General features: G+C 47.4%; 17 protein-coding genes. 14 read left to right on the top strand and 3 right to left on the bottom strand.

Annotated elements, in window-relative coordinates:
* The first annotated feature begins 40 nt into the window (after nt 1–40).
* From holA to trmB, 9 genes are all read left to right on the top strand, one after another.
* Nucleotides 41–1,090, top strand: coding sequence for a DNA polymerase III subunit delta (gene holA / locus AC5FX6_RS04875; RefSeq protein WP_493595898.1), 1,050 nt, complete (start codon nt 41–43; stop codon nt 1,088–1,090).
* 230 nt (nt 1,091–1,320) lie between these two features.
* On the top strand, nt 1,321–4,371 hold the full coding sequence (locus AC5FX6_RS04870) for a tetratricopeptide repeat protein (RefSeq protein WP_493595897.1): 3,051 nt from the start codon (nt 1,321–1,323) through the stop codon (nt 4,369–4,371).
* A gap of 32 nt (nt 4,372–4,403) precedes the next feature.
* Complete coding sequence (locus AC5FX6_RS04865) at nt 4,404–6,095, top strand: TonB-dependent receptor (protein WP_493595896.1); 1,692 nt, start codon at nt 4,404–4,406, stop codon at nt 6,093–6,095.
* Between the two features lie 6 nt (nt 6,096–6,101).
* Nucleotides 6,102–7,226, top strand: a complete 1,125-nt coding sequence (locus AC5FX6_RS04860) for an HU domain-containing protein (protein WP_493595895.1) — start codon at nt 6,102–6,104, stop codon at nt 7,224–7,226.
* 52 nt (nt 7,227–7,278) lie between these two features.
* Entirely contained in the window at nt 7,279–7,932 is a 654-nt protein-coding gene (locus AC5FX6_RS04855) for a MotA/TolQ/ExbB proton channel family protein (protein ID WP_493596645.1), read from the top strand.
* 2 nt (nt 7,933–7,934) lie between these two features.
* A complete protein-coding gene (locus tag AC5FX6_RS04850) occupies nt 7,935–8,330 on the top strand; it encodes an ExbD/TolR family protein (RefSeq protein ID WP_007656468.1) in 396 nt (131 codons plus the stop codon).
* Between the two features lie 13 nt (nt 8,331–8,343).
* On the top strand, nt 8,344–9,264 hold the full coding sequence (locus tag AC5FX6_RS04845; RefSeq protein ID WP_493595894.1) for a hypothetical protein: 921 nt from the start codon (nt 8,344–8,346) through the stop codon (nt 9,262–9,264).
* Between the two features lie 14 nt (nt 9,265–9,278).
* Entirely contained in the window at nt 9,279–10,571 is a 1,293-nt protein-coding gene (locus AC5FX6_RS04840; protein ID WP_493595893.1) for a bifunctional folylpolyglutamate synthase/dihydrofolate synthase, read from the top strand.
* Between the two features lie 3 nt (nt 10,572–10,574).
* Nucleotides 10,575–11,228, top strand: coding sequence for a tRNA (guanosine(46)-N7)-methyltransferase TrmB (gene trmB / locus AC5FX6_RS04835; protein ID WP_493595892.1), 654 nt, complete (start codon nt 10,575–10,577; stop codon nt 11,226–11,228).
* Nucleotides 11,229–11,448: 220 nt separating this feature from the next.
* Here trmB and trpF read toward each other — a convergent pair whose 3' ends face one another.
* Nucleotides 11,449–12,072 (bottom strand): phosphoribosylanthranilate isomerase, encoded by a 624-nt coding sequence (gene trpF / locus AC5FX6_RS04830; protein WP_493595891.1) that lies wholly within the window; start codon nt 12,070–12,072, stop codon nt 11,449–11,451.
* 227 nt (nt 12,073–12,299) lie between these two features.
* On the opposite strand from trpF, the gene mnmA reads away from it, so the two are divergent.
* Genes mnmA through AC5FX6_RS04805 form a run of 5 tightly spaced genes read left to right on the top strand, consistent with a single transcriptional unit; the run spans nt 12,300 to nt 18,962 of the window.
* Nucleotides 12,300–13,427: a tRNA 2-thiouridine(34) synthase MnmA gene (gene mnmA / locus AC5FX6_RS04825; RefSeq protein ID WP_493595890.1), complete on the top strand. Its 1,128-nt coding sequence runs from the start codon at nt 12,300–12,302 to the stop codon at nt 13,425–13,427.
* Nucleotides 13,427–14,161: a hypothetical protein gene (locus tag AC5FX6_RS04820; RefSeq protein WP_493595889.1), complete on the top strand. Its 735-nt coding sequence runs from the start codon at nt 13,427–13,429 to the stop codon at nt 14,159–14,161. The genes mnmA and AC5FX6_RS04820 overlap by 1 nt, the downstream gene beginning before the upstream one ends.
* A gap of 5 nt (nt 14,162–14,166) precedes the next feature.
* Entirely contained in the window at nt 14,167–15,807 is a 1,641-nt protein-coding gene (locus AC5FX6_RS04815) for a S8 family serine peptidase (RefSeq protein ID WP_493595888.1), read from the top strand.
* 51 nt (nt 15,808–15,858) lie between these two features.
* Nucleotides 15,859–16,512 carry a ribulose-phosphate 3-epimerase gene (gene rpe, locus AC5FX6_RS04810; RefSeq protein WP_493595887.1) on the top strand — a complete coding sequence of 218 codons (654 nt, stop codon included), beginning with the start codon at nt 15,859–15,861 and terminating at the stop codon, nt 16,510–16,512.
* A gap of 20 nt (nt 16,513–16,532) precedes the next feature.
* The gene (locus AC5FX6_RS04805) at nt 16,533–18,962 is read left to right on the top strand and encodes a TonB-dependent receptor (protein ID WP_493595886.1); all 2,430 of its coding nucleotides are present in this window, start codon (nt 16,533–16,535) and stop codon (nt 18,960–18,962) included.
* Nucleotide 18,963: 1 nt separating this feature from the next.
* Here the strand turns inward: AC5FX6_RS04805 and AC5FX6_RS04800 are convergent, their stop codons facing one another.
* Both AC5FX6_RS04800 and AC5FX6_RS04795 read right to left on the bottom strand, forming a co-directional pair.
* Nucleotides 18,964–19,833: a DUF2911 domain-containing protein gene (locus AC5FX6_RS04800; protein WP_493595885.1), complete on the bottom strand. Its 870-nt coding sequence runs from the start codon at nt 19,831–19,833 to the stop codon at nt 18,964–18,966.
* Between the two features lie 540 nt (nt 19,834–20,373).
* A complete protein-coding gene (locus AC5FX6_RS04795) occupies nt 20,374–20,709 on the bottom strand; it encodes a hypothetical protein (protein WP_493595884.1) in 336 nt (111 codons plus the stop codon).
* Nucleotides 20,710–20,747: the final 38 nt, after the last annotated feature.

Genomic DNA, 20,747 nt, shown 5'->3' with positions numbered 1-20,747 from the left:
GTATACATGATCAACCACCAATTTATACCTGAGCAATAGCATGTCGCACACCCCGGAGGGCATAATGGAGCAATTAAAGAAAAGGCAGTTCGCCCCCGTGTATTTTTTGCAGGGAGAGGAGCCTTTTTACATTGACCAGATCGCAGACTTTATCGAGGCGAACGCCCTGCAGGAGCACGAAAAGGGCTTTAACCAGGTGGTAGTATACGGCAAGGATGTGGATGTGGCCACGGTACTGCTACAGGCCAAGCGATTCCCGATGATGTCTGAGCGGCAGGTCGTGATTGTGAAAGAGGCGCAAAGTATTGTGGATCTGGAGCGCGAAGAAGGCATGAAACAGTTGGAGGCTTACCTCCAAAATCCGCTACCCTCTACCATTCTGGTGTTCTGCCACAAGCACAAGACCCTGGATGGTCGCAAAGCTTTGGGGAAGGCCATTCAGAAGCACGCCGTGCTGCTAACCACCAAAAAGCTTTACGATAATCAAATACCTGCCTGGATCACCGGGTATGTGAAGAGCAAAGGGGTGCAGATAAGTCCTAAGGCAGTGCTACTGCTCAGTGAATTCATCGGCGCAGACCTGTCACGTCAGGCCAATGAGATCGACAAGCTACTGATCAATCTGAAGCCAGGACAGTCGATTGATGAGCGGGTGGTGCAGGAGAATGTGGGCATTAGCAAGGAGTACAATATCTTTGAACTCCAGTCAGCCCTTATCGCGCAGGATGCTCTCAAGGCCAACCGGATTATCCTCTATTTTGAGGCGAATCCCAAAAATAACCCGCTTATACCTAACCTGAGTTTGCTCTTTACGTTTTTCACCAAGCTTTTGACCTTGCATCAGTCTGCTGACAAGTCAGAGTCGGGTGTCCGGAAGAGCCTGGGTAACCGGGGCTTCCTGGTAAAGGAATACTTGCAGGCACTTCGGGTGTTTCCGTTGATGCGAGTGGTGGACATTATACATCATATCCGGGTAGCTGACCTACAGGTGAAAGGCATATGCGGAGGTGATATGGGAGAATCAGAAATTTTAAAGGAACTGGTTTTCAAGATATTGCATCCGGTTCCTAGAACTTTGGCCTTTCAGTAAGCACAATTTCATACGAACAGCACAATATTTGCTACTGCTGCGGCATTGTATAGAGGTGTGAGGTGTTCGCCCGGTTTTGAGAGCCCGATGTTTATCACCTATGGTTCGTGCGGTTATCGATTTTTGACTAACTTTGAATTTGCCTGCAAGGCATGGCGCTGTAGAGTGTCTATACCTGTTTTCTAAGATAAAGCCATAAGAATAGCTCGTAAGCGAGCAGTAAGATACATATGAAGATAGCCTATAAAGTAGCGTTGGCATCGGTTTTGGCTGGAGGTAGCCACATAGCGGTGGCCCAGCACACACAGGTGTTCACCGCAAAAGACAAGCATTACCATGAAGGCGTAGAGCTGTTCGACCGAGCCAAGTACGGCGCGGCGCAGGAGGCTTTCCGCAAGTACATTAATCTGATCGGTGATGATGCCAAGACGGCAGACGCACAGTACTATTACGCCTTGAGTGGCTTATACCTGTTGCATCCGGATGCTGAGCAGCTGATTCTCAACTTCACCCGCAAGTTCCCGACGCACCCGAAGACGGCTTTGGCAAATTATGAACTGGGCCTATATTACTTCGAGAACAAAGACTACAAAAAGGCAGTGGAGAAGCTCGAAAGCGCTCCTATGCATCTTCTGAGTATCAAGCAGACCAAGGAACTGGAGTTCAAACTGGGATATTCTTACTTCGCTAACAAAGATTTCAAGAACGCCAAGATTTGGTTTGACAAGAACAAGACAACTGGCTTCAGAGAAGATGAGCATCGTTTTGCCTATGCCTCTAACTACTACGCCGGCTATATCGCATACCGCGAAGGAGACTACGATGCAGCAAAGGCTGACCTTCTCATAGCCGAAAAAAACGAGGCTTACGCGCAGATCGTGCCTTATATGATCACGGAAATCCTGTATAAGGAAAATGATATCTTCGAAGTGATCCGATACGGTGAGGCAGCATTGGCTAAAACACCTAAGGTGCAGCAGGCAGACGAAATCGCGCTTTTAGTTGGTGACGCGTACTACCAACGTGCCGAATACAAAACTGCTGAAAAGTACTTCAGCCAATATGCACAGGGCAAGCGGAAACTAGAGCCCGTAATACAGTATAAAATTGCCTATACCGACTATAAGAACGGCAACTATAAGAATGCAATTGCCAATTTTAAAGAAGTAGCCAGCAAGAAAGACGCACTCGGACAAAATGCGGCCTATTACTTAGGTATGAGTTATCTGCGTGAGGACAATAAGCAATATGCCCTTACCGCTTTTGACCAGGCCCGCAAAAATGATCAGGATAAAACGATCACAGAAGCCGCAACTGTAAAGTTTGCACAGGTTAGCTACGAGCTGGGTAATTTCCGTGATGTGTTTAACTCGCTGCAGAATTTCAACCAGGAATTTCCAAAGTCTGAGTTGGCTGCTGATGTCGACAACCTGTTGACAGAAGCCTACTTCAACTCTAACAACTACCCAGAGGCTATTCGTCACATTGAGAGCATGCCAAACAAGAGCTACCGCATGCTGGAAACTTACCAGCGCGTGACGCACCTGTATGGGGTGAACCTCTTCAATGAAGGTAAATTCCCGACAGCGGTTTCGATGCTGGACAAGTCACTGCAGTATCCTTACGATAAAGAGATCACGGCGGCGAGCCATTTTGTAAAAGGCGAAGCCTTCTCTATGGGGCAGCGTTATGTGGATGCCGTGAACAGCTACGCTGCTGTGTTCCGTAACAGCGAAGCCCGTAAATCAGAGTATTACATGAAGTCACGCTACGGCATTGGCTACGCATACTATAATAACAAGGAGTACGACAAAGCCATGCCGCACTTCAAAGCTTATGTAGATGGTACCAGCACAAGCGATCCGAACCACTTCGATGCCATGATGCGACTGGCTGATTTGCATTACGTGAACAAGCAATATGCACCGGCACTTGCACTTTATGACAAAGTGCTAAACTCCAATTCTCCTGATAAAGATTACGTGTACTTCCAGAAAGGAATTGTGCTTAGTTTGATGGGGAACAAGGAAGCTGCTAAACAGAACCTACAGACCGTTTACAGCCAATATCAGAAGTCGCGCTACGCGGAGCCCGCTATGTACCAGCGTGCTATCATCGATTTTGAATCCGGCAACTACCAATCTGCTGTTTCAGGTTTCACGGCCTTGATTCAGGGCAAGCCACAAAGCCGATTAGTACCAAATGCGCTGGAGAAACGAGGTATAGCCTATGCAAACCTAGGCAGGAATGCCGAGGCCGCTGCAGATTACAAGCGTGTACTCGACGAATTCCCGAGCTCCCGTTCTGCCAGTGGCTCACTCTATAGTCTGCAGGAAGTGCTGGCCAGTCAGAACCGCAGCAGTGAGTTTGATACGTATGCTGAGAAATTCAAGACCGCAAACCCTGAGAGCAATGCTCTAGAAAGTATTGAATTTGAAGCCTCTAAAACGCTTTATTTCAACGAAAAATACGACCAGGCAGCAGCTAAACTGGAGAATTACCTGAAGACTTATCCGAATAGTCCTTTCGTGAGCGATGCCCGTTATTTCCTGGCTGATTCTTATTTGCGCACCAACCAGAAAGAGCAGGGCTTGCAGCGCATGAAAGCTGTTGTGGATGAGAACAAGAGCGAGTACGTGAACCGTGCCATCCAGAAAGTGGCTGATGCAGAGTTTGAGAATAAAAACTATGCAGAGGCTATCAAGTATTACAGCCGCCTGCGTGATACGGCGATCAACCGTCGTGAGCAGCAAACTGCACTGACAGGTTTGATGAAGAGCCACTTCCTCACAAAAGACTATGCCGCTTCGAAGCGCATCTCCAATGAACTGATCAGCCAGGGCAATGCGGCGCTGTACGTTTACAATACAGCCCTTCTCTACAAAGGCAAAGCAACCTATGCTGAAGGCAATCTGGAGCAGGCACTGAAAGAACTTCGGGAGGCTGCTGCATCTGCCACGGATGAAAATGGAGCAGAGGCGCAATACCTGGTAGCAGAGATTCTTTACAAGCAGAAGAAGTATGCAGAATCGATTGACGTAGCATTTGACTTCAACACCAAGTTCTCCAATTATGATTTCTGGCTGGGCAAGTCCTTCCTGATCATCGCGGACAACTATGTGGCTCAGAACGAAACTTTCCAGGCAACTTCAACACTTAACTCCATTATTGAGCACTCGCCAGTTCCGGAGATTGTGGCAGAAGCGAAGCAAAAGCTGGCTAAGCTGGGTGGCGCACCAAGCACTGCTCCGGCTGACTCAGTGAAGGGAAGAAAAAGATAATGCATCAGATCAAGCTGAAGAGAAACATCAACATGAAGAATAGATTGAAAAAGGCTTCCATAGCAGCAATTGTACTGTGTGCTGGCTATAGCTTTCTGAACAGTGCCCAGGCACAGACAACGGGCTGGGGTGAAGGTGCCAAACTGCAGGATTCGGAAGTAGTGGTAGAGAAGGATCGCAAGATAGAGCTGCCGCGGGCATCACGCAACTACCAGAAATTCGCAGTAGTGACCCCTGAGCCAGGCGAACGCAATGTGCGCTACCGCTTCAATGACTACCGCCTCGAGGATCAGGATGTGGACTTGCAGATGCGTGTGCTCACCATCAAGCAGGACGAACTGACCAAGCTTTATGGCAACTATGTAAAGGCAGGTATAGGCAACTATGCCACCCTATACCTGAAGGGCTACTTCCATAACAAGCGCAGCAATGTGGCTTCTTATGGAGCGGATGTCAGTCATATAACCTCTGCCAGAGGACCTGTAGATGGCAAAAATTCTGCTGTAACTAACTCAGCGATCAATGTGAACGGCGAAAGCTACCTGCAAGGGTTGACATTGGGTGGTAAGTTAGGCTACGGACGCGACAAGTACCATTTTTATGGGTATAGCCCCGTGCAGGAAACTACCGTGGACCGTGATACCATCAGTCAGGTATTCAACCGCGTTAATGCCGAAGGATATATGCATAATCACGGTGCAGGCATGCCGCTGTTGTTCAGAGCAGGCTTGAATGTAAACTACCTGAATGATCATTACGACATGCGGGAGACCAACATTGCAGCCAAGTTGAATACCGAGTATGGATTGGACGAGGTGTCAGCTTTTAAAGTTGACGCGGACCTCTCACTTGTTTCTCACAAGGACTCTGCATCTGTGAGCCGTACATTGTTCAAGCTTCATCCGCAGTATGAACGTCAGTTAAACGCCATTCGCCTTTCGATTGGTGCCAACGTGGCTTACACAGGTGACACCGTGAATGACGCCCGCAAGTTTAATGTATACCCAACAGTACGCGTAGGAGTGGAGCCTATCAAGGATAACCTATTGATATATGCAGGTATAGGCGGTGACCTGCAAAGAGTTACTTTATATCAGCTGACCCAGGAGAATCCTTTCCTGGCGCCGAATGTAAGAGTAGCCGATCAGAACAAAGGATTGGAGGTTTACGGCGGTATGCAGGCTAATATTGCCAACTTTGTGCACCTGACAGGTCGTGTGGCCTACCAGAACTTCCGTAACATGTACTTCTACAACAACTCGGCAAGCGACTCTACTAAGTTTGACCTGGTGTATGATGACGGCGTGACAAATGTTTTGAATATTTATGGGGAGGCTACCTTTAATTATTCAGATGAACTGCGCATTGGATTAAAGGCTGATTATAACAAATATAGCACAGCCACCTTAGAGCAGCCGTTTCACCGTCCAGGGTTGATGGCAAGCGTTTTTGCCACTTACAACTTCTATGACAAGATTCTCTTTAATTCAGAACTTTACTATATTGGGAGTTCTTTCGGGCGCATTAGCCGTCCTGACGGCACATTTGCGCTGCGGGAAACGGATACCATCGTGGACCTGAACCTGAAGGCGGACTACAAGTTCTCCAACAGATTCACCACTTTCCTGATGGTAAATAATTTGTTTGCGCAGAAGTACGAAAGGTTTGTAAATTACCCGAACAAAAGTATAAACCTGATAGGAGGCGTCTCTTATTCATTCTAAGTGCCTATGGTAGAAAAGCACATTAAGCACCTGCTCTACAATCACGACTGCGTGATCATACCTGACTTTGGCGGGTTGATCACGAGGTATGTGCCTGCCCGGATCAATCCGGTGAAGCATACACTGGTGCCACCGTCCAAAAAGATTGCGTTCAATGAAAAGCTGGTTCTAAACGATGGGTTGCTCATCAGTACGATCGCTTACGCCAACAGTATTTCAAAAGAAGAGGCCAGACAATTGGTTATCTCTTTTGTACATACGGTGCGGACCCGCCTGGATAACGAACAGCGATTTGAGCTGACCGATATCGGTGTGTTCAAATACAACCATGAACGGAAGCTGGTATTTGAATATACGGAAGGTGATAACCTGTTGGAGGCGAGTTTTGGGTTGCCTGAAATCGTTGCCAGGCCTATCCGTCCTGAAGAGCCAGCCGTACTGCGCACCTTGATAAAGGAGCGACAGGCAGCAGAACAAGTACCAGCCAAAAAGCCTTTCAAAGCCCGACTGAAGCGCGCCTACCACGTGGCGGCAGGACTGGCCCTAACCGGTTTGGTCGGTACAGCTTTGTATATGCTCTCGCTTCAAACGGACTATAACCTCAGCAGCCTAAATCCTATTTCACTATTGAGTGAAGAGAAGCAGGCAGGGGATGCGCAGCAGGCTTCAACTGCAGCTCTTGTGCAGAACGGTTCTATCGTTGAGCAGTCAGCTGTAGCCGATGCAAGTGATACTGCGGGATCAGGTATAGAGAGCGATGCAGATGTTTGGGACGAATCTTCTACCACTACTTCTGACGCGGGCACTCAATATGCTGCAGGTGAATTCGTTAATGAGAAAGAAACTACTGCTGCAGAAGCTGCTGCGCCAGCTGTGGCCAGTACAACGGTAAGCGGCAGGGACGGACGCTTTTATATTATTACTGGCGGTTATGCCCGCATGCTGAATGCAGAATTTAGCCGTCAGGAAATTGCAGAAACCGGCCATGAGGCCAAAGTACTAGAGCCTGGCAAAGGCAATAGGCTCTTTAAAGTATCTGTAGCCGACTTTGCGACGGCAGAGGAGGCACAGGCAGCCATGAACACTTACAGACAATCATTCGGAGAAAATATTTGGGTTTTTAATAATTAACATGACATCTCTCTTCTTACAAATTACAACGACTCCTGCTGACACGACTTCTATGTTGGCTGATGGAGCAGAAACAGCAGAAAGCTCAGTTTCCTTACTGGACTTGGCAATGGCAGGTGGATGGGCCATGATCCCGCTGCTGCTGCTGTCTCTGGCTGCCGTTTACATCTTTTTTGAGCGTTATCTCACGCTGAAGAAGGCTGCCAAAAACCCTGATGGCTTTAGTGATCGCATCAAAAGCATGGTATTAGCTGGTGACATCAATGGTGCCCGCATGCTGTGTGCTCAGACCAATACGCCCGTATCACGCATGCTGGGTAAAGGTGTTAGCCGCATTGGTAACCCGCTCAAAAATATTGAGACTTCCATCGAGAACGTTGGTAAGATCGAGATCAGCCGTTTGGAGCGTAACCTGGCTGCCCTGGCAACCATTGCTGGTGCTGCTCCAATGCTAGGCTTCCTGGGTACAGTAACTGGTATGATCCAGGCCTTCATTGCGATTGCGCAGGCAGAGGGCTCTGTAAGTCCGCAGTTGCTGTCAGCTGGTATCTACCAGGCGATGGTAACAACGGCTGCTGGTCTAATGATTGGTCTGCCAGCTTACGTAGGGTATAACTACCTGGTGTCTAAGATCGATAACATCGTGCACGCTATGGAGTACTCATCTATTGAATTCATTGATCTGTTACAAGAACCACAACTTTAAGCATGAATTTACGCTCTAAAAACAGGATCAATCCCGATTTCAACATGTCCTCTATGACGGACATCATCTTCCTGTTGCTTATTTTCTTCATGCTTACCTCTAATTTTGTGACACCTACTGGTCTACCGGTTAGTTTGCCTTCCAGCAAGGTGTCTAACATCGTGATGGAGAAGGTGAACATTACCATAACGAAAGACATACAGTATTTTCTGAACGGTAAGCAAATTGACGAGTCGCAGCTGGAGTCACAGTTGGCAGCACTTTTGCAGGGAACAGAAGAAGGCGTGGTGGTGTTGAACGTTGACAAGACCGTGCCGGTGGAGTACCTGGCTAAGGTGGCAGGTATAGCTGCCAGTCTGAAAGCGAAAGTAACTTTGGCCACTGAGCCTACAAAGTAGCATTGAATTACACATGGAGATAGCATTATCACAGGAAGAGGAAAAGAATAAGAAGATTGCGGCAGGTATAAGTATTACCCTGCACATCATTATTCTATTGCTGCTCTTTTTCCTGCTGGCCTGGAATGGTGCCCCTGGCAATCCAGACGAGGAGATCGGCATTGAGATAAACTATGGCACTGATGCCATGGGAAGCGGCGACGTACAGTCAAAGGCTACTCCGAACGAGTCGAAGAACGTGCAGGACAGCAAGCCAGCGCCAACACAGCCGGATCCGCTACCTGAGCCTAAGCCTGTTGCTGCAGCCACTCCCACACCGCCTACACCTGTTGAAACACCTAAGGTGGTAACTGCCCCTGTTGAATCGCCCGTATCGGTGAAAGAGGAAGTAAAACCACAGCCAAAACCACAACCTAAAGTGGAGGAGGTAAAGAAACCGGTAGAGCAGCCGAAGGAAGAGGTGAAGAAGCCTGAACCTGAGAAGCCACGTACGCTATACCCGGGTAAGCCTACCGAAAGCACCGGTACTGGTAAAGCAGGTACATCCAGCGAGGCTACTGGTAACAACAATGGCGATGACGCGAACAAAGTAGGAGACAAAGGTGACCCGCGTGGTCAGATGACTGCCAAAAACTACGACGGTACGCCTGGCGGCGGTGGCGGCGGTGACGGTCTGGATATGGCCGGATGGCGCTACGACATCTCTCCAAAGCGTGACCCTTACGAGAATGAAACTGGTTTTGTGAAGTTCCGCATTCGTATTGACGCAGACGGCAGCTTGATCGGTATCGATCGACTGGAGAGTACCGTATCGCCTCACGTAGAGAAGTGGTACCGCGAACAACTTCAGAAAACTACTTTCAGCCGCACAGGTGGAGGACGAAGCACAACAGGAGCCACTGGAACCGTTACCTTTGTGATCAGATCACGCTAATTTCTATTGAATTCATGATTTATCAAGAGTGTCTTGATTACCTATACCAGCAATTGCCGATGTTTCAACGCATCGGCAATGCTGCTTTTAAGAAGAGCCTCGACAACATCATTGCGTTGTGTGATGCACTGGGTCAGCCGCAGCACAAGTTTAAGACAATACATGTGGCTGGTACCAACGGTAAAGGCAGCAGCTCCCACATGCTAGCCGCTGTGCTGCAAAGTGCCGGTTATAAGACAGGGCTCTATACCTCGCCTCATCTCAAGTCATTTACCGAAAGAGTGCGAGTGAACGGCGCCGAACTGCCTCAGGATTATCTCATCTCTTTTGTAGAACAGCACAAAGACCTGTTTGAAAAGGTAAAGCCTTCCTTCTTTGAAATGACGGTGGCGCTGGCATTTCAGTATTTTGCTGATGAGCAGGTGGATGTAGCTGTTATTGAGGTTGGTCTGGGAGGCAGACTTGATTCTACCAACATCATCGAGCCGGAGCTTTCGCTAATCACCAACATTGGCTTTGATCACCAGGCACTGCTTGGCGACACGCTAGCCGAAATTGCAGGAGAGAAGGCTGGTATTATCAAACCCCGTACACCTGCTGTGATTAGCACGAAACAAGCGGAGATTGTGCAGGTATTTGAACAGAAGGCTGCAAGAGAACAGGCTCCTTTGTTTTTTGCTACCGATCGCGTGCGAGTACAGGTGCTTGAGCAGCATCTGGATGGACAGGTATACGACGTATACCTGGACGACAAATTGTGGCTATCTGCTTTACAGGCCGATTTGGCCGGTGTGTATCAGCAGTTTAACCTGCCCGGCGTGCTGCAATCTTTATTGCTACTTCGAGAGCAAGGATACATTATCTCAGATGATGCTATCCGTCAAGGTATAGCGCATACCAAATCCATTACTGGTCTGAAAGGTCGCTGGCATATATTAAGTGATCATCCTTTAACCATTTGTGATACAGGTCATAATGTGGATGGTATTAAACAAATACTTATTCAGTTAGAGGCCTTGCACCCTCACCATGTGCACATGGTTTTTGGTGCTGTGAACGACAAAGATGTGACAACAATTCTAAAGCTTCTGCCAAAGGGCTATACCTATTACTTCTGTCAGGCACAGATACCACGTGCATTACCTGTGGCAGAGTTGCAGGAAAAAGCGGATATGGTCGGACTGAAAGGTGAAGCTTATGAAAGTGTGCGGGAAGCCATTGCTGCAGCGAAGGGAAATGCGAAACCGGATGAGGTTATTTTTATTGGAGGTAGTACCTTTGTGGTTGCAGAGATTGATGATTTATAAATAATGGGAAGAAGTAAACTAGCAAAGTTTGCCGCGATAGCGGAGCGAGAGAATGTAGTAGAGCCTGGAGATGAGCTTTATGGACAGTTGAAAGGAAAGTGGCGGAACGAGTTTTTTGACAATGACAATCCACTGATCCTTGAAATCGGATGCGGACGTGGCGAGTATACTGTCGGTATGGCCAAGCTGTTCCCTGAGAGGAACTTTCTTGGACTTGACATCAAGGGAGCCCGTATCTGGAAAGGCAGTTCTTTAGCCGAAGATGAGGAGCTTGATAATGTTGCCTTCCTACGCACCTTTATTGAAAATCTGGAAGATAACTTTGCTGAAGGAGAGGTAGATGAGATTTGGGTTACTTTCCCGGATCCACGACCAAAGGACCGCGACATCAAGCGCCGCCTTACTTCTCCACGCTTCCTGGATCTATATGCAAAGATACTAAAGCCTAGAGGGATCCTTCATTTGAAGACCGATAACCAGATGCTTTTTGATTTTACATTGGAAGTATTGCAGGAGCGGCAGGCTAAAGATGTTTTGTATACGCATGACCTTTACAAGTCTGATTTGCAAGACCACACCATGGGAATCTATACTACTTACGAAAAACGCTACCTGGCAGAAGGAATCACTATTAAATACCTGCAGTTTAAGGTATAAGCGTATATTAATTAGAGCTTTTAATTAAATTAAAACGAGCCGCTATACGAAGGTATAGCGGCCCGTTTTGTAAGTACAATAGTTTCAAATTCAGTTCGTAACAGAAAAGGTATAGTTAGTATTACCTAGGCTGGTTCAAGTCAGTCTCTATGGGATCTAGCCCAATTTAAGCTGTCTCTTCCAAGCGTTCATCCCCCTGATTCCTCAACATTTGAACTGACTAGTTCTCTTCTATTTCTTCGAAGATCTCTTGCAGTTCGTCAAAATCTTTAAGACCCGGTTTGATCTCGTGACCACCACGCAGACCTATACCTGCTGGTTTGATATCCTTCAATACAGAGTTGATGTTATCGCGGTGAACTCCAAAACCAAGGTATATCTGGAAGCGTTTCGCCAGGTTTTTTAGAAACTTGGTGTTAGTTTCGTCAATATTCTCGAAATCTGATGAATAGATCAGAAAGCTGTCAACGGATGGGCCGTATAGCTCCATCATTTCCAGCAATTCACTCTCAACGGTATCCTTATTGATAAACACCTTCTGAATTACAGGACGATTGATCTCTTCGATTTCGTCAATCAGGTAAGGAGTGTCAAGTTGAATATAATCCAGGCCAAAGTCGTCTGCATATTGGTTGATGATATCAGGCTTGGCGCGCTCAAACTCTCCGGCCAGCTTTACACCAGATATCCAGCCTACAATCTCTTTCAACGTATCAGAAGACATGCGCTCCTTATCGTCCAGTTTCAGGTTAAAGCTGATAATATCTACGCCCATACCGGCGCAATAACGAGCATCGCTCAAATTGTTAATACCATTTACTATTACAGAGGTACGTAAGCCCATAGCAATCTGTCTTTTAAAAACCGGATCGGTTCAGTTAATCTTATTGAATTCCAAAGTAAGTTCCTTATCGGGTACGATGCCATATTTTTTAATGTTTTTTTTAATGTGACATCTCTTCTCAAATAGTTGTTGCTACAATATTTGACACGCTGAATCTTTATTAGTGCCTTGATGTTACTATCTTTGTAGTAAAATTATAGCAATTCGAATTACAATTCTAAAGATAAATGAGTAAGTTAGGAAGGGTATTGGTAGCCATGAGCGGCGGCATTGATAGCTCCGTGGCGGCTGTGATGTTGCACGAGCAGGGCTATGAAGTGGTGGGTATGACCATGAAGACATGGGATTATGCATCGAGCGGCGCCAGCAAGAAAGAAACCGGTTGCTGCAGCCTCGACTCCATAAATGACGCCCGAAACATTGCGGTTCAGCTTGGCTTCCCACATTATATTATAGACATACGCGAAGAATTTGGTGATTATGTGATCAACCACTTCACAGATGAATACATAGCAGGCCGCACGCCAAACCCATGCGTGTTGTGTAACACACACATTAAATGGGATGCTTTGCTGCGTCGCGCCGATCAGTTAGGCTGCGATTTTATCGCGACCGGGCACTATGCCAACATACGTGAAGAAAATGGCCGTTTTGTGATTTCGAAGGGGCTCGATGAGCATAAAGATCAGTCTTATGCGTTATGGGGCATTTCGCAGCAAAGTCTGAGCCGTACGATGTTTCCTTTGGGTAAACTGCGTAAAACAGAGATTCGTCAGATGGCCATGGACCGTGGATTTACGGAACTGGTAAACAAGCCGGAGTCTTATGAGATCTGTTTTATACCTGACAACGACTACCGTGGCTTTCTGAAGCGCCGCGTTGAAGGCCTGGAAGAGCAGGTAGCCGGTGGTGAATTTGTGCTGGAAGATGGCACTATTGTAGGCAAGCACGAAGGTTACCCGTTCTATACCATCGGTCAGCGTAAAGGCCTGGGTATAGCACTTGGTTTTCCGGCTTATGTGACCCGAATTGAGAAAGAGACTAACCGTGTAATATTGGGTAACTATGAGGACCTGGCTAAAAATGCCATGACCGTAGGCAAGCTTAACATGGTGAAGTATGAGAACCTGATTGGTCAGCCTATTCCAACCATTACAAAGGTAAGGTATAATGACCCGGGGACAGAAGCTATTATTGAGCAAGAAGGAGACAAAATGAAAGTACACTTCCTGAGTGGTGTACATGCGATTGCTCCTGGTCAGGCTGCAGTTTTCTACGAAGGAAACGACGTAGTAGGTGGTGGCTGGATCGAGTCAAACTATAACTCAGACTATAACCTGAACGTGTTGCAATAATGAGAAGAGCCCTTTTGCTTCTGGTTGTGCTGGCCGCTTTCGTGGCTGGCTGCGAAAATAAATATAAGGACCCCGACCCACAGGTGATGGGCTATGATTATTATCCACTGGAAAAAGGGCAGTATCGGATTTATGACGTGAAGGAGACACTTTATTTCAGTGAAACACCTTCTAAACTCAACTATCAACTAAGGGAACGGGTTGATACCAGCTTTTATGACCAGACCGGAAAGCTTGTTTATAAGATTGTTCGGTCTATTCGGCCAAATGCAGCAGCAGCATGGCTTGATGATTCGGTGATGACAGTTGTCAAGAACGAACAAATGGTCGTGCTTACCAAGGATAATACTCGTTTCATTAAACTTGTATTTCCGGTTAAGAACGGCTTAGAGTTCGTGGGCGATTTGTATAATACTGGTCAGGTGACTGATGGCTCAACATATAAGATTCGTGATAGAAAAGAAGTGTATACCTACGAAAATGTAGGACTGAGTTACGAAGTAGGGGGGCAATCTTACCCGAATACAGCTACCGTAATTCAGAAGTTGTTAACGAACAGTACTAAACTCGATGATCGCTTTGAAGTATATGCTGAAGGAATTGGATTGGTGCATCGTGTATCCGACCGACTGAACTACGAGAATTGTGCAAATGGCGCTGGTTGCGTTGATGGGTTTAAAGTTACGAGTGGCCACGAACGCGAAGTAGTCTTAGTCGAGCACGGTAAACTGTAAGTCCTATGCGTATTCTGATGCTGCTTATCTGTCTCCTGATAATAGCTCCTTCCACAAGGGGGCAGGGGAGTGGCAGCACAGAGCAAAAGCATCTGATCTATTTTACTGACAAGAACAATTCACCCTATACCTTAGAACAACCAGCGCTATACCTTTCTGCCAAGGCAATTGAACGCCGCAGCAAGCAGGGTATAGCGCTTTCTGTTCGTGACCTGCCGGTAAACCCTGCTTATGTGAGCGGCCTCAAGGCTACAGGTGCAACAGTGCTTTACACCTCCCGCTGGTTCAATGCCGCAGTCGTACAGTGCACTCCTGAGAAATTGGCTGAGTTGCAAACCCTTGCTTTCATCAAAGGCACACAGCAACTCAACCGGTTACCAGGTCCTACTAACAAGAAAAGTGGCACACAGTCTAACGACAGCCTGGCACTTACAGCTGCTTCTTTCGACGCATCATACTTCGGACCTTCCTTTCATCAGTCCAACATGCTGGGTATACCGGAGCTACACGCGGCTGGCTATCAGGGCGAAGGTATGACCATTGCCGTATTCGACGCTGGCTTTCCGGGCGTGAACACCATCGGTGCTTTCTCCCATCTTTTCGAAAATGATCAGCTGAAAGGTACTTACGACTTTGTAGGAAACAAGACCAATGTGTACGGCCACAGCCAGCACGGCACATCTGTCTTATCGACCATGGCTGCATACGATCCGGGTCGCATAGTAGGCACGGCTCCCAAAGCAAATTATTACCTGTTCCGGACCGAAGATGCTGCTACCGAGCATAACATTGAAGAAGTGAACTGGCTGCTGGCCGCTGAGTTTGCTGATAGTGCCGGGGTGGATGTGATCAATTCTTCGCTCGGCTATACCTTGTTCGATGCTCCTTCTTATAGCTATTCTTATAGTGAATTAAACGGTAATACTACCATTGTGACACGAGCTGCTGACCTGGCTGCTGCTACTGGCATGCTGGTAGTAACGAGCGCCGGCAACGAAGGCAACAAAGCGTGGCGTTTTATCTCTGCTCCGGCTGATGCTGACTCTGTGCTTACGGTGGGAGCGGTAGACTCGCTTGCCGTGCATGCACTGTTCAGTTCGGTAGGCCCCACGGCGGACCAAAGATTGAAACCGGATGTAGTGGCCATGGGACAACAGGTATACGTGTTGTCTTCTGCAGGTAATCTAAACCGCTCCAGCGGTACCTCGTTTTCAGGTCCGATCATGGCCGGTATGGTTGCCTGTATCTGGCAAGCACGTCCTAAGCTCACCAACTTACAATTGCTGGAGTTGATGCGCCAGATGGGCAGCAATTACAACAACCCGAACAATACCATCGGCTACGGCATTCCAAACTATACCCGTCTTGTCACAAGTTTAGTTGATGAACAGGCAGCAGGTATAAGCATCACTAATCCCGTATCCGAGGCCCCCATCGTATTGCGAATGGACGAGCATTGGCAAAAAGAACATGCCATGGTGCGGCTTTACGATGCTTCCGGGAAACTGGTACATACCCAACTGCTACCTGCTCAGAAGGCAATGCATACAATTAGCATCAGGCCGACTCAACTTAAAAAGGGTGTATACTTATGCCAGGTGAGTTCAAACAGTAAAAATATTACCCTACGCTTTGTTAGACTCTAGCGCCAGTGTTTTTCACAAGACAGATTCTATCTTAATTTCTATATTTGCTTCATGAAACCAATTATCGCCCCCTCTGTACTAGCTTCTGATTTTGCCAATCTGCAGTCTGAAGTAGAAATGCTGAACGAAAGCCAGGCCGACTGGCTGCACATTGACATTATGGACGGCCGCTTTGTGCCCAACATCTCCTTTGGATTTCCAGTGCTGCAGGCCATTAAGCGCCACGCCAAAAAGCCACTGGATGTGCATTTGATGATCGTGGAGCCAGAGCTTTACATTGAGCAGTTCAGAGAGGCTGGAGCCGAGATCATTACCGTGCATCTGGAGGCTTGCAACCACCTGCACCGTACCATTCAGCAAATAAAAGCAACAGGAGCCAAGGCAGGTATAGCCCTTAACCCGCATACTTCCGTACAACTGCTCGACGATGTAATTGCTGACGTGGATCTGGTATGTGTGATGTCGGTAAACCCGGGTTTTGGTGGACAGAAGTTCATCGACAACACTTACCGCAAGATTGAAGCACTGAAGAACCTGATCATTGCCCGCAACTCCAATGCGCTGATCGAGATAGACGGCGGTGTGAACCAGCAGAACGCGCCTTTGTTGTTGGAGAAAGGGGCTGATGCTTTGGTAGCCGGTAGCTTTGTGTTCAACTCGGCCGATCCGTTGCAGACCATCGCCAATCTGAAAAACCAGGCTTAAATTTAACCTAAACACCCTCTATGTTTCGATATCTTGCGGTATGGCTCGTAATGCTGCTGCCAGCAGGTGTCTTCGCACAGCAGGGTATCGTGAAGGGTACGGTTCAGGGCTCTAGTCGTCAGCCACTAGAAATGGCAACGGTCGGGGTGCAGGGCCGTCCCCTTGGTGTTCAGACCGATGCTCAAGGGAGGTATAGCCTGAAACTACCTGCAGCAGAAGAATTGGTGTTAGTCGTACGTTACCTGGGCTATAAGCTGCAGGAGCAGAGAGTGCGCTTGGAGGCAGGGCAGGAGCTGGTGCTCGACTTTGTATTAGAAGCCGACCCGCAGCAGTTGCGGCAAGTGGATGTGCGGGGCAAACGCGAAGACGATACCCGGGAGCAGGTCAGCGTAACCCGCCTGGATCCGACACTCACCAAAACACTTCCATCTGCTTTCGGTGATTTCAACATGATACTGGCTACGCTGCCCGGCGTGACCAGCAACAACGAACTGTCCTCCACCTACTCGGTGCGCGGCGGTAATTATGACGAAAACCTGGTATATGTCAACGGCATTGAGATCTACCGCCCTTTTCTTATCTCAGCGGCTCAGCAGGAAGGCCTGAGCTTTGTCAACCCTGATTTGGTGGCCAATGTAGAATTCTCCTCTGGCGGCTGGCAGCCCAAGTATGGCGATAAGCTATCCTCGGTTTTGAACATCCAGTATAAGCGACCAACTGCCTTTGCCGGCTCTGTGACCGGTAGTTTGACCGGTGGTGCGATTCACCTGGAGGAAGCCTCGAAGAACAAGCGAGTAACTTACCTGATGGGCCTGCGCCATAAGAACAGCCGGTACATGTTGCAAGGACTTCAGGTTGACGGAGAGTATCGGCCAGTGTTTACAGACGGTCAGGTATACCTGAGTTTCGACCTGGGCAAAGAACCACAGCGAACCACACTTGGCCTACTTGGTAGTTATGCCCGCAATAATTTCAGGGTGAAGCCTGAGAACCGCACCACCACTTTCGGAACCCGCCAGGCACCGCTTCGGCTGCTTGTGGCCTACGAAGGGCAGGAAAACATGGAATATGATACCTATCAGGTGGGGGCTAATCTGAGCCATCAGGTTTCTGATAACTTATTGACTGAGTTTATTGTATCAGGTGTGCACTCACTGGAGCGGGAGTTTCGTGATATTGAGGCATTGTACCGTCTCTGTGACGTCAACACCTTGGGCCGCAACGACATGGGAGAATGCCTGCGGGATAGGGGCATCGGCAGTCAGTTTGATCATGCCCGCAATGCTTTAAAGGCGCTTGTACTGGCCGCTGAGAGTCGTAATACCTGGCGCCTTAGTTCGCGCAGCACTGTGCTGGCCGGTGCCAAAGCCAGTCTGGAGCGCATCAATGACCGATTATCTGAGTACGGCTTTGTAGATTCTTCTGACTTTGTGACGATTGCCTACCAGCTGAATTCTGACCTTAACCTGCACACACAACGCTATAATGGCTATGTCCAGCATACCTACGAATTGGATTCGCTTAAGACCATCACCTATGGCATTCGGGTCAGCTACTGGAGCTACAATGATGAACTGACTATCACACCGCGGGTACAGTATTCTTTCATTACCCGCCGCAACCCCGACCTTTCCTTCAAAGCTGCTGTGGGCCTTTATTATCAACCGCCTTTCTATAGAGAGTTACGTAACTTCCAGGGAGAACTCAATCCAGATCTGAAGGCACAGCGCTCCCTTCATGCTGTCATCGGAAGCGACTATCTGTTCAAGGCTTGGGACCGTGACTTCAAACTGACTACGGAAGCCTATTACAAGCACATGACCAATGTCGTGCCTTATGATCTGGATAACGTGCGACTGCGCTATTACGGACAGAACAATGCGAAAGCCTATGCAGCCGGTTTGGATGTGCGGGTAAACGGGGAGTTTATAAAAGGAGCGGAGTCCTGGTTGAGCTTAGGTTTGATACAGACCAGGGAAAATGTACAAGGCGACTCGACGCTGGTGTATAGCAGTTCAGGTGAGATAATCGGGAGCAGGGACCGGGGCTATATGCGGCGCCCAACAGACCAATTGGTGAACATAGGCGTGTTCTTCCAGGACCACTTGCCTGATAATCCTACCATCCGGATGTATTTGAACGCTGTGTATGGCAGTGGTTTGCCTTTCGGTCCACCTAATCGTCCGGAGTTCCGCAGTGCCTTCTCCGGTAAATCTTATAAGAGAGTCGATATTGGTTTCTCGAAACTGATCGCCTTGGGTGACGACTTGACGGATCGCAAGAAAGTATCACTGGAAAGCCTGTGGATCGGCCTGGAAGTGCTTAACATCATCGATGCCCAGAACCGTATTTCTTACAGCTACGTGACCGATGTAAATGAACTGACTTACGCTATACCTAACTTTTTGACGGGTCGCCGGGTTAACTTACGTTTTATCGCCCGATTTTAGATTACCTCCTTTTTTTCCACTCGTTATATGACGATTCAATTTCACGGGCATAAGTCTGGTACGACTCCGGCTCCTTAGGTCCCAGCTGCATAGCTTTCGCGCTTAGGTTAGCTGCTACCTGATACTCTCTGTTCAGTGCATAGAGCCTGGCCTTTACCCAATTGTTGTAGAAATTCTCTTTTATCGCAATAGACTTGTTGATGTACTCGAGCGCTTTCTCGTGCTGATCTCTGCGTGCCAGCAGATAGTTTGCTGCCTGCGCCCAAGTATACCAATCGTCCGGAGCAGCTGCATTGATAGCCTTCTTGATATTAGCCAGTGCTTTTTTCTCAATCTCAGTCTCAATGCGGATCGACACCTGTGAGTTTTCCCACGTCAGGTGCATCGTGCCTGTATTGGTGCTGATATCACTGAACGAAAATTGTAGTGTTTCATGGAAAGGTACCTTCTTAGGTGTCACCCGCAGGTAGGCTACATCATTCAATTCGCTATACCCTTCCAAACCCCACAGGGTCGTGTCTTTGTTCAGTACGATGTTCCACTCCGTTTCATTTTCTGGCAAAATAAAGAAAGAGTAGGTACCAGCTGGTACTCGCTCGTGATTCAGGAAGAGATCATCCTCGAAGGTAATCAAAGTAGCCTCGTTTGCACCAGCCCTCCACAGTGTGCCATACGGTACGAGTGATCCGAAAATCTGTCGGCCTTTAACACCGGGTGCATGATAGCGCACTTTTATTTCTGTTAGTCCAATGGTTTGTTTCACCATTGCTTCCGGGCTGGCCTGAGGCAGTTTAATCTGTGCTTCGGCGTGCTGCTGACTGAGCGCAAAGCAAAAAGCCAGTGTCAATAAGCTAAGCAGATACTTTTTCATGATCATTATACGTATGGAGTGTCCTTGGTAGTATAGGGCTTTACTGAAAAAACTATGCCAAAACACGTAAAAAAATTTATCAAGATTCTGATACAAAGTTAGCTAAAAATAGCACTGTTTTTAATCCTCCTAAGTGGTATAACATAATATATGCCTTCTAATAGAGCAATTAATTGGATAGCTATCATCTTAACATCAGCTGAAAGATATATAAAATTTAATATTTTATGGAAATAAGTTAAAAAATTATTTGAAGAGTATAACCTTTTAGCTGTATTTTTGTATAAAGCTATTAATTAGTTTAAATTATATAAGCTTAGGTGTGATTTCTAAAGAACATGACTTCTGTAGTGTTGCTATGCATCAATCAGGAAAGGTATGTTCTTTTTTTGTGTCCATACCTGAACGGTCACCATTGTTCTACTACCACTTGCACCTTAGATCTAAAAGGTGAGATGATTGAAAAGCTTTTAACCCTAAACCCTTTATTAAAAATGTATGAATGGTAAAACTTTACTAAATCACATGGCGAAGTGGAAACTACTTTATGTAGTCACGCTCATTGCTTCGCTTTCCTTTGCGGGCGTAAATGCCTTTGATAGTTATTCTCCTACGGTAATGTCCGATAAGGCTGACTATGCGCCTGGAGAAGTAGCCATCATTACTGGTTATGGCTGGACGCAGGATGATTACGTTGATATCCACTTTGAAGAAACTCCTGCATACCATGGAGAACATGAGCATGATTTCCATAATATACCAGTTGATAAAGATGGGAAGTGGATGATTACTTACCAGATCGAAAAAAGGCATCTTGGTGTTGCATTCGATGTGCTTGTGGTTGGCCAGCAAACTAAAGCTGAGGCTACTACACATTTTACAGATGGTAATGTTCAGTTTAAAGCATCTGGATT

Source organism: Pontibacter sp. LHS2 (genome assembly GCF_058932845.1).
This window is presented reverse-complemented; position numbering and strand designations above follow the sequence as displayed.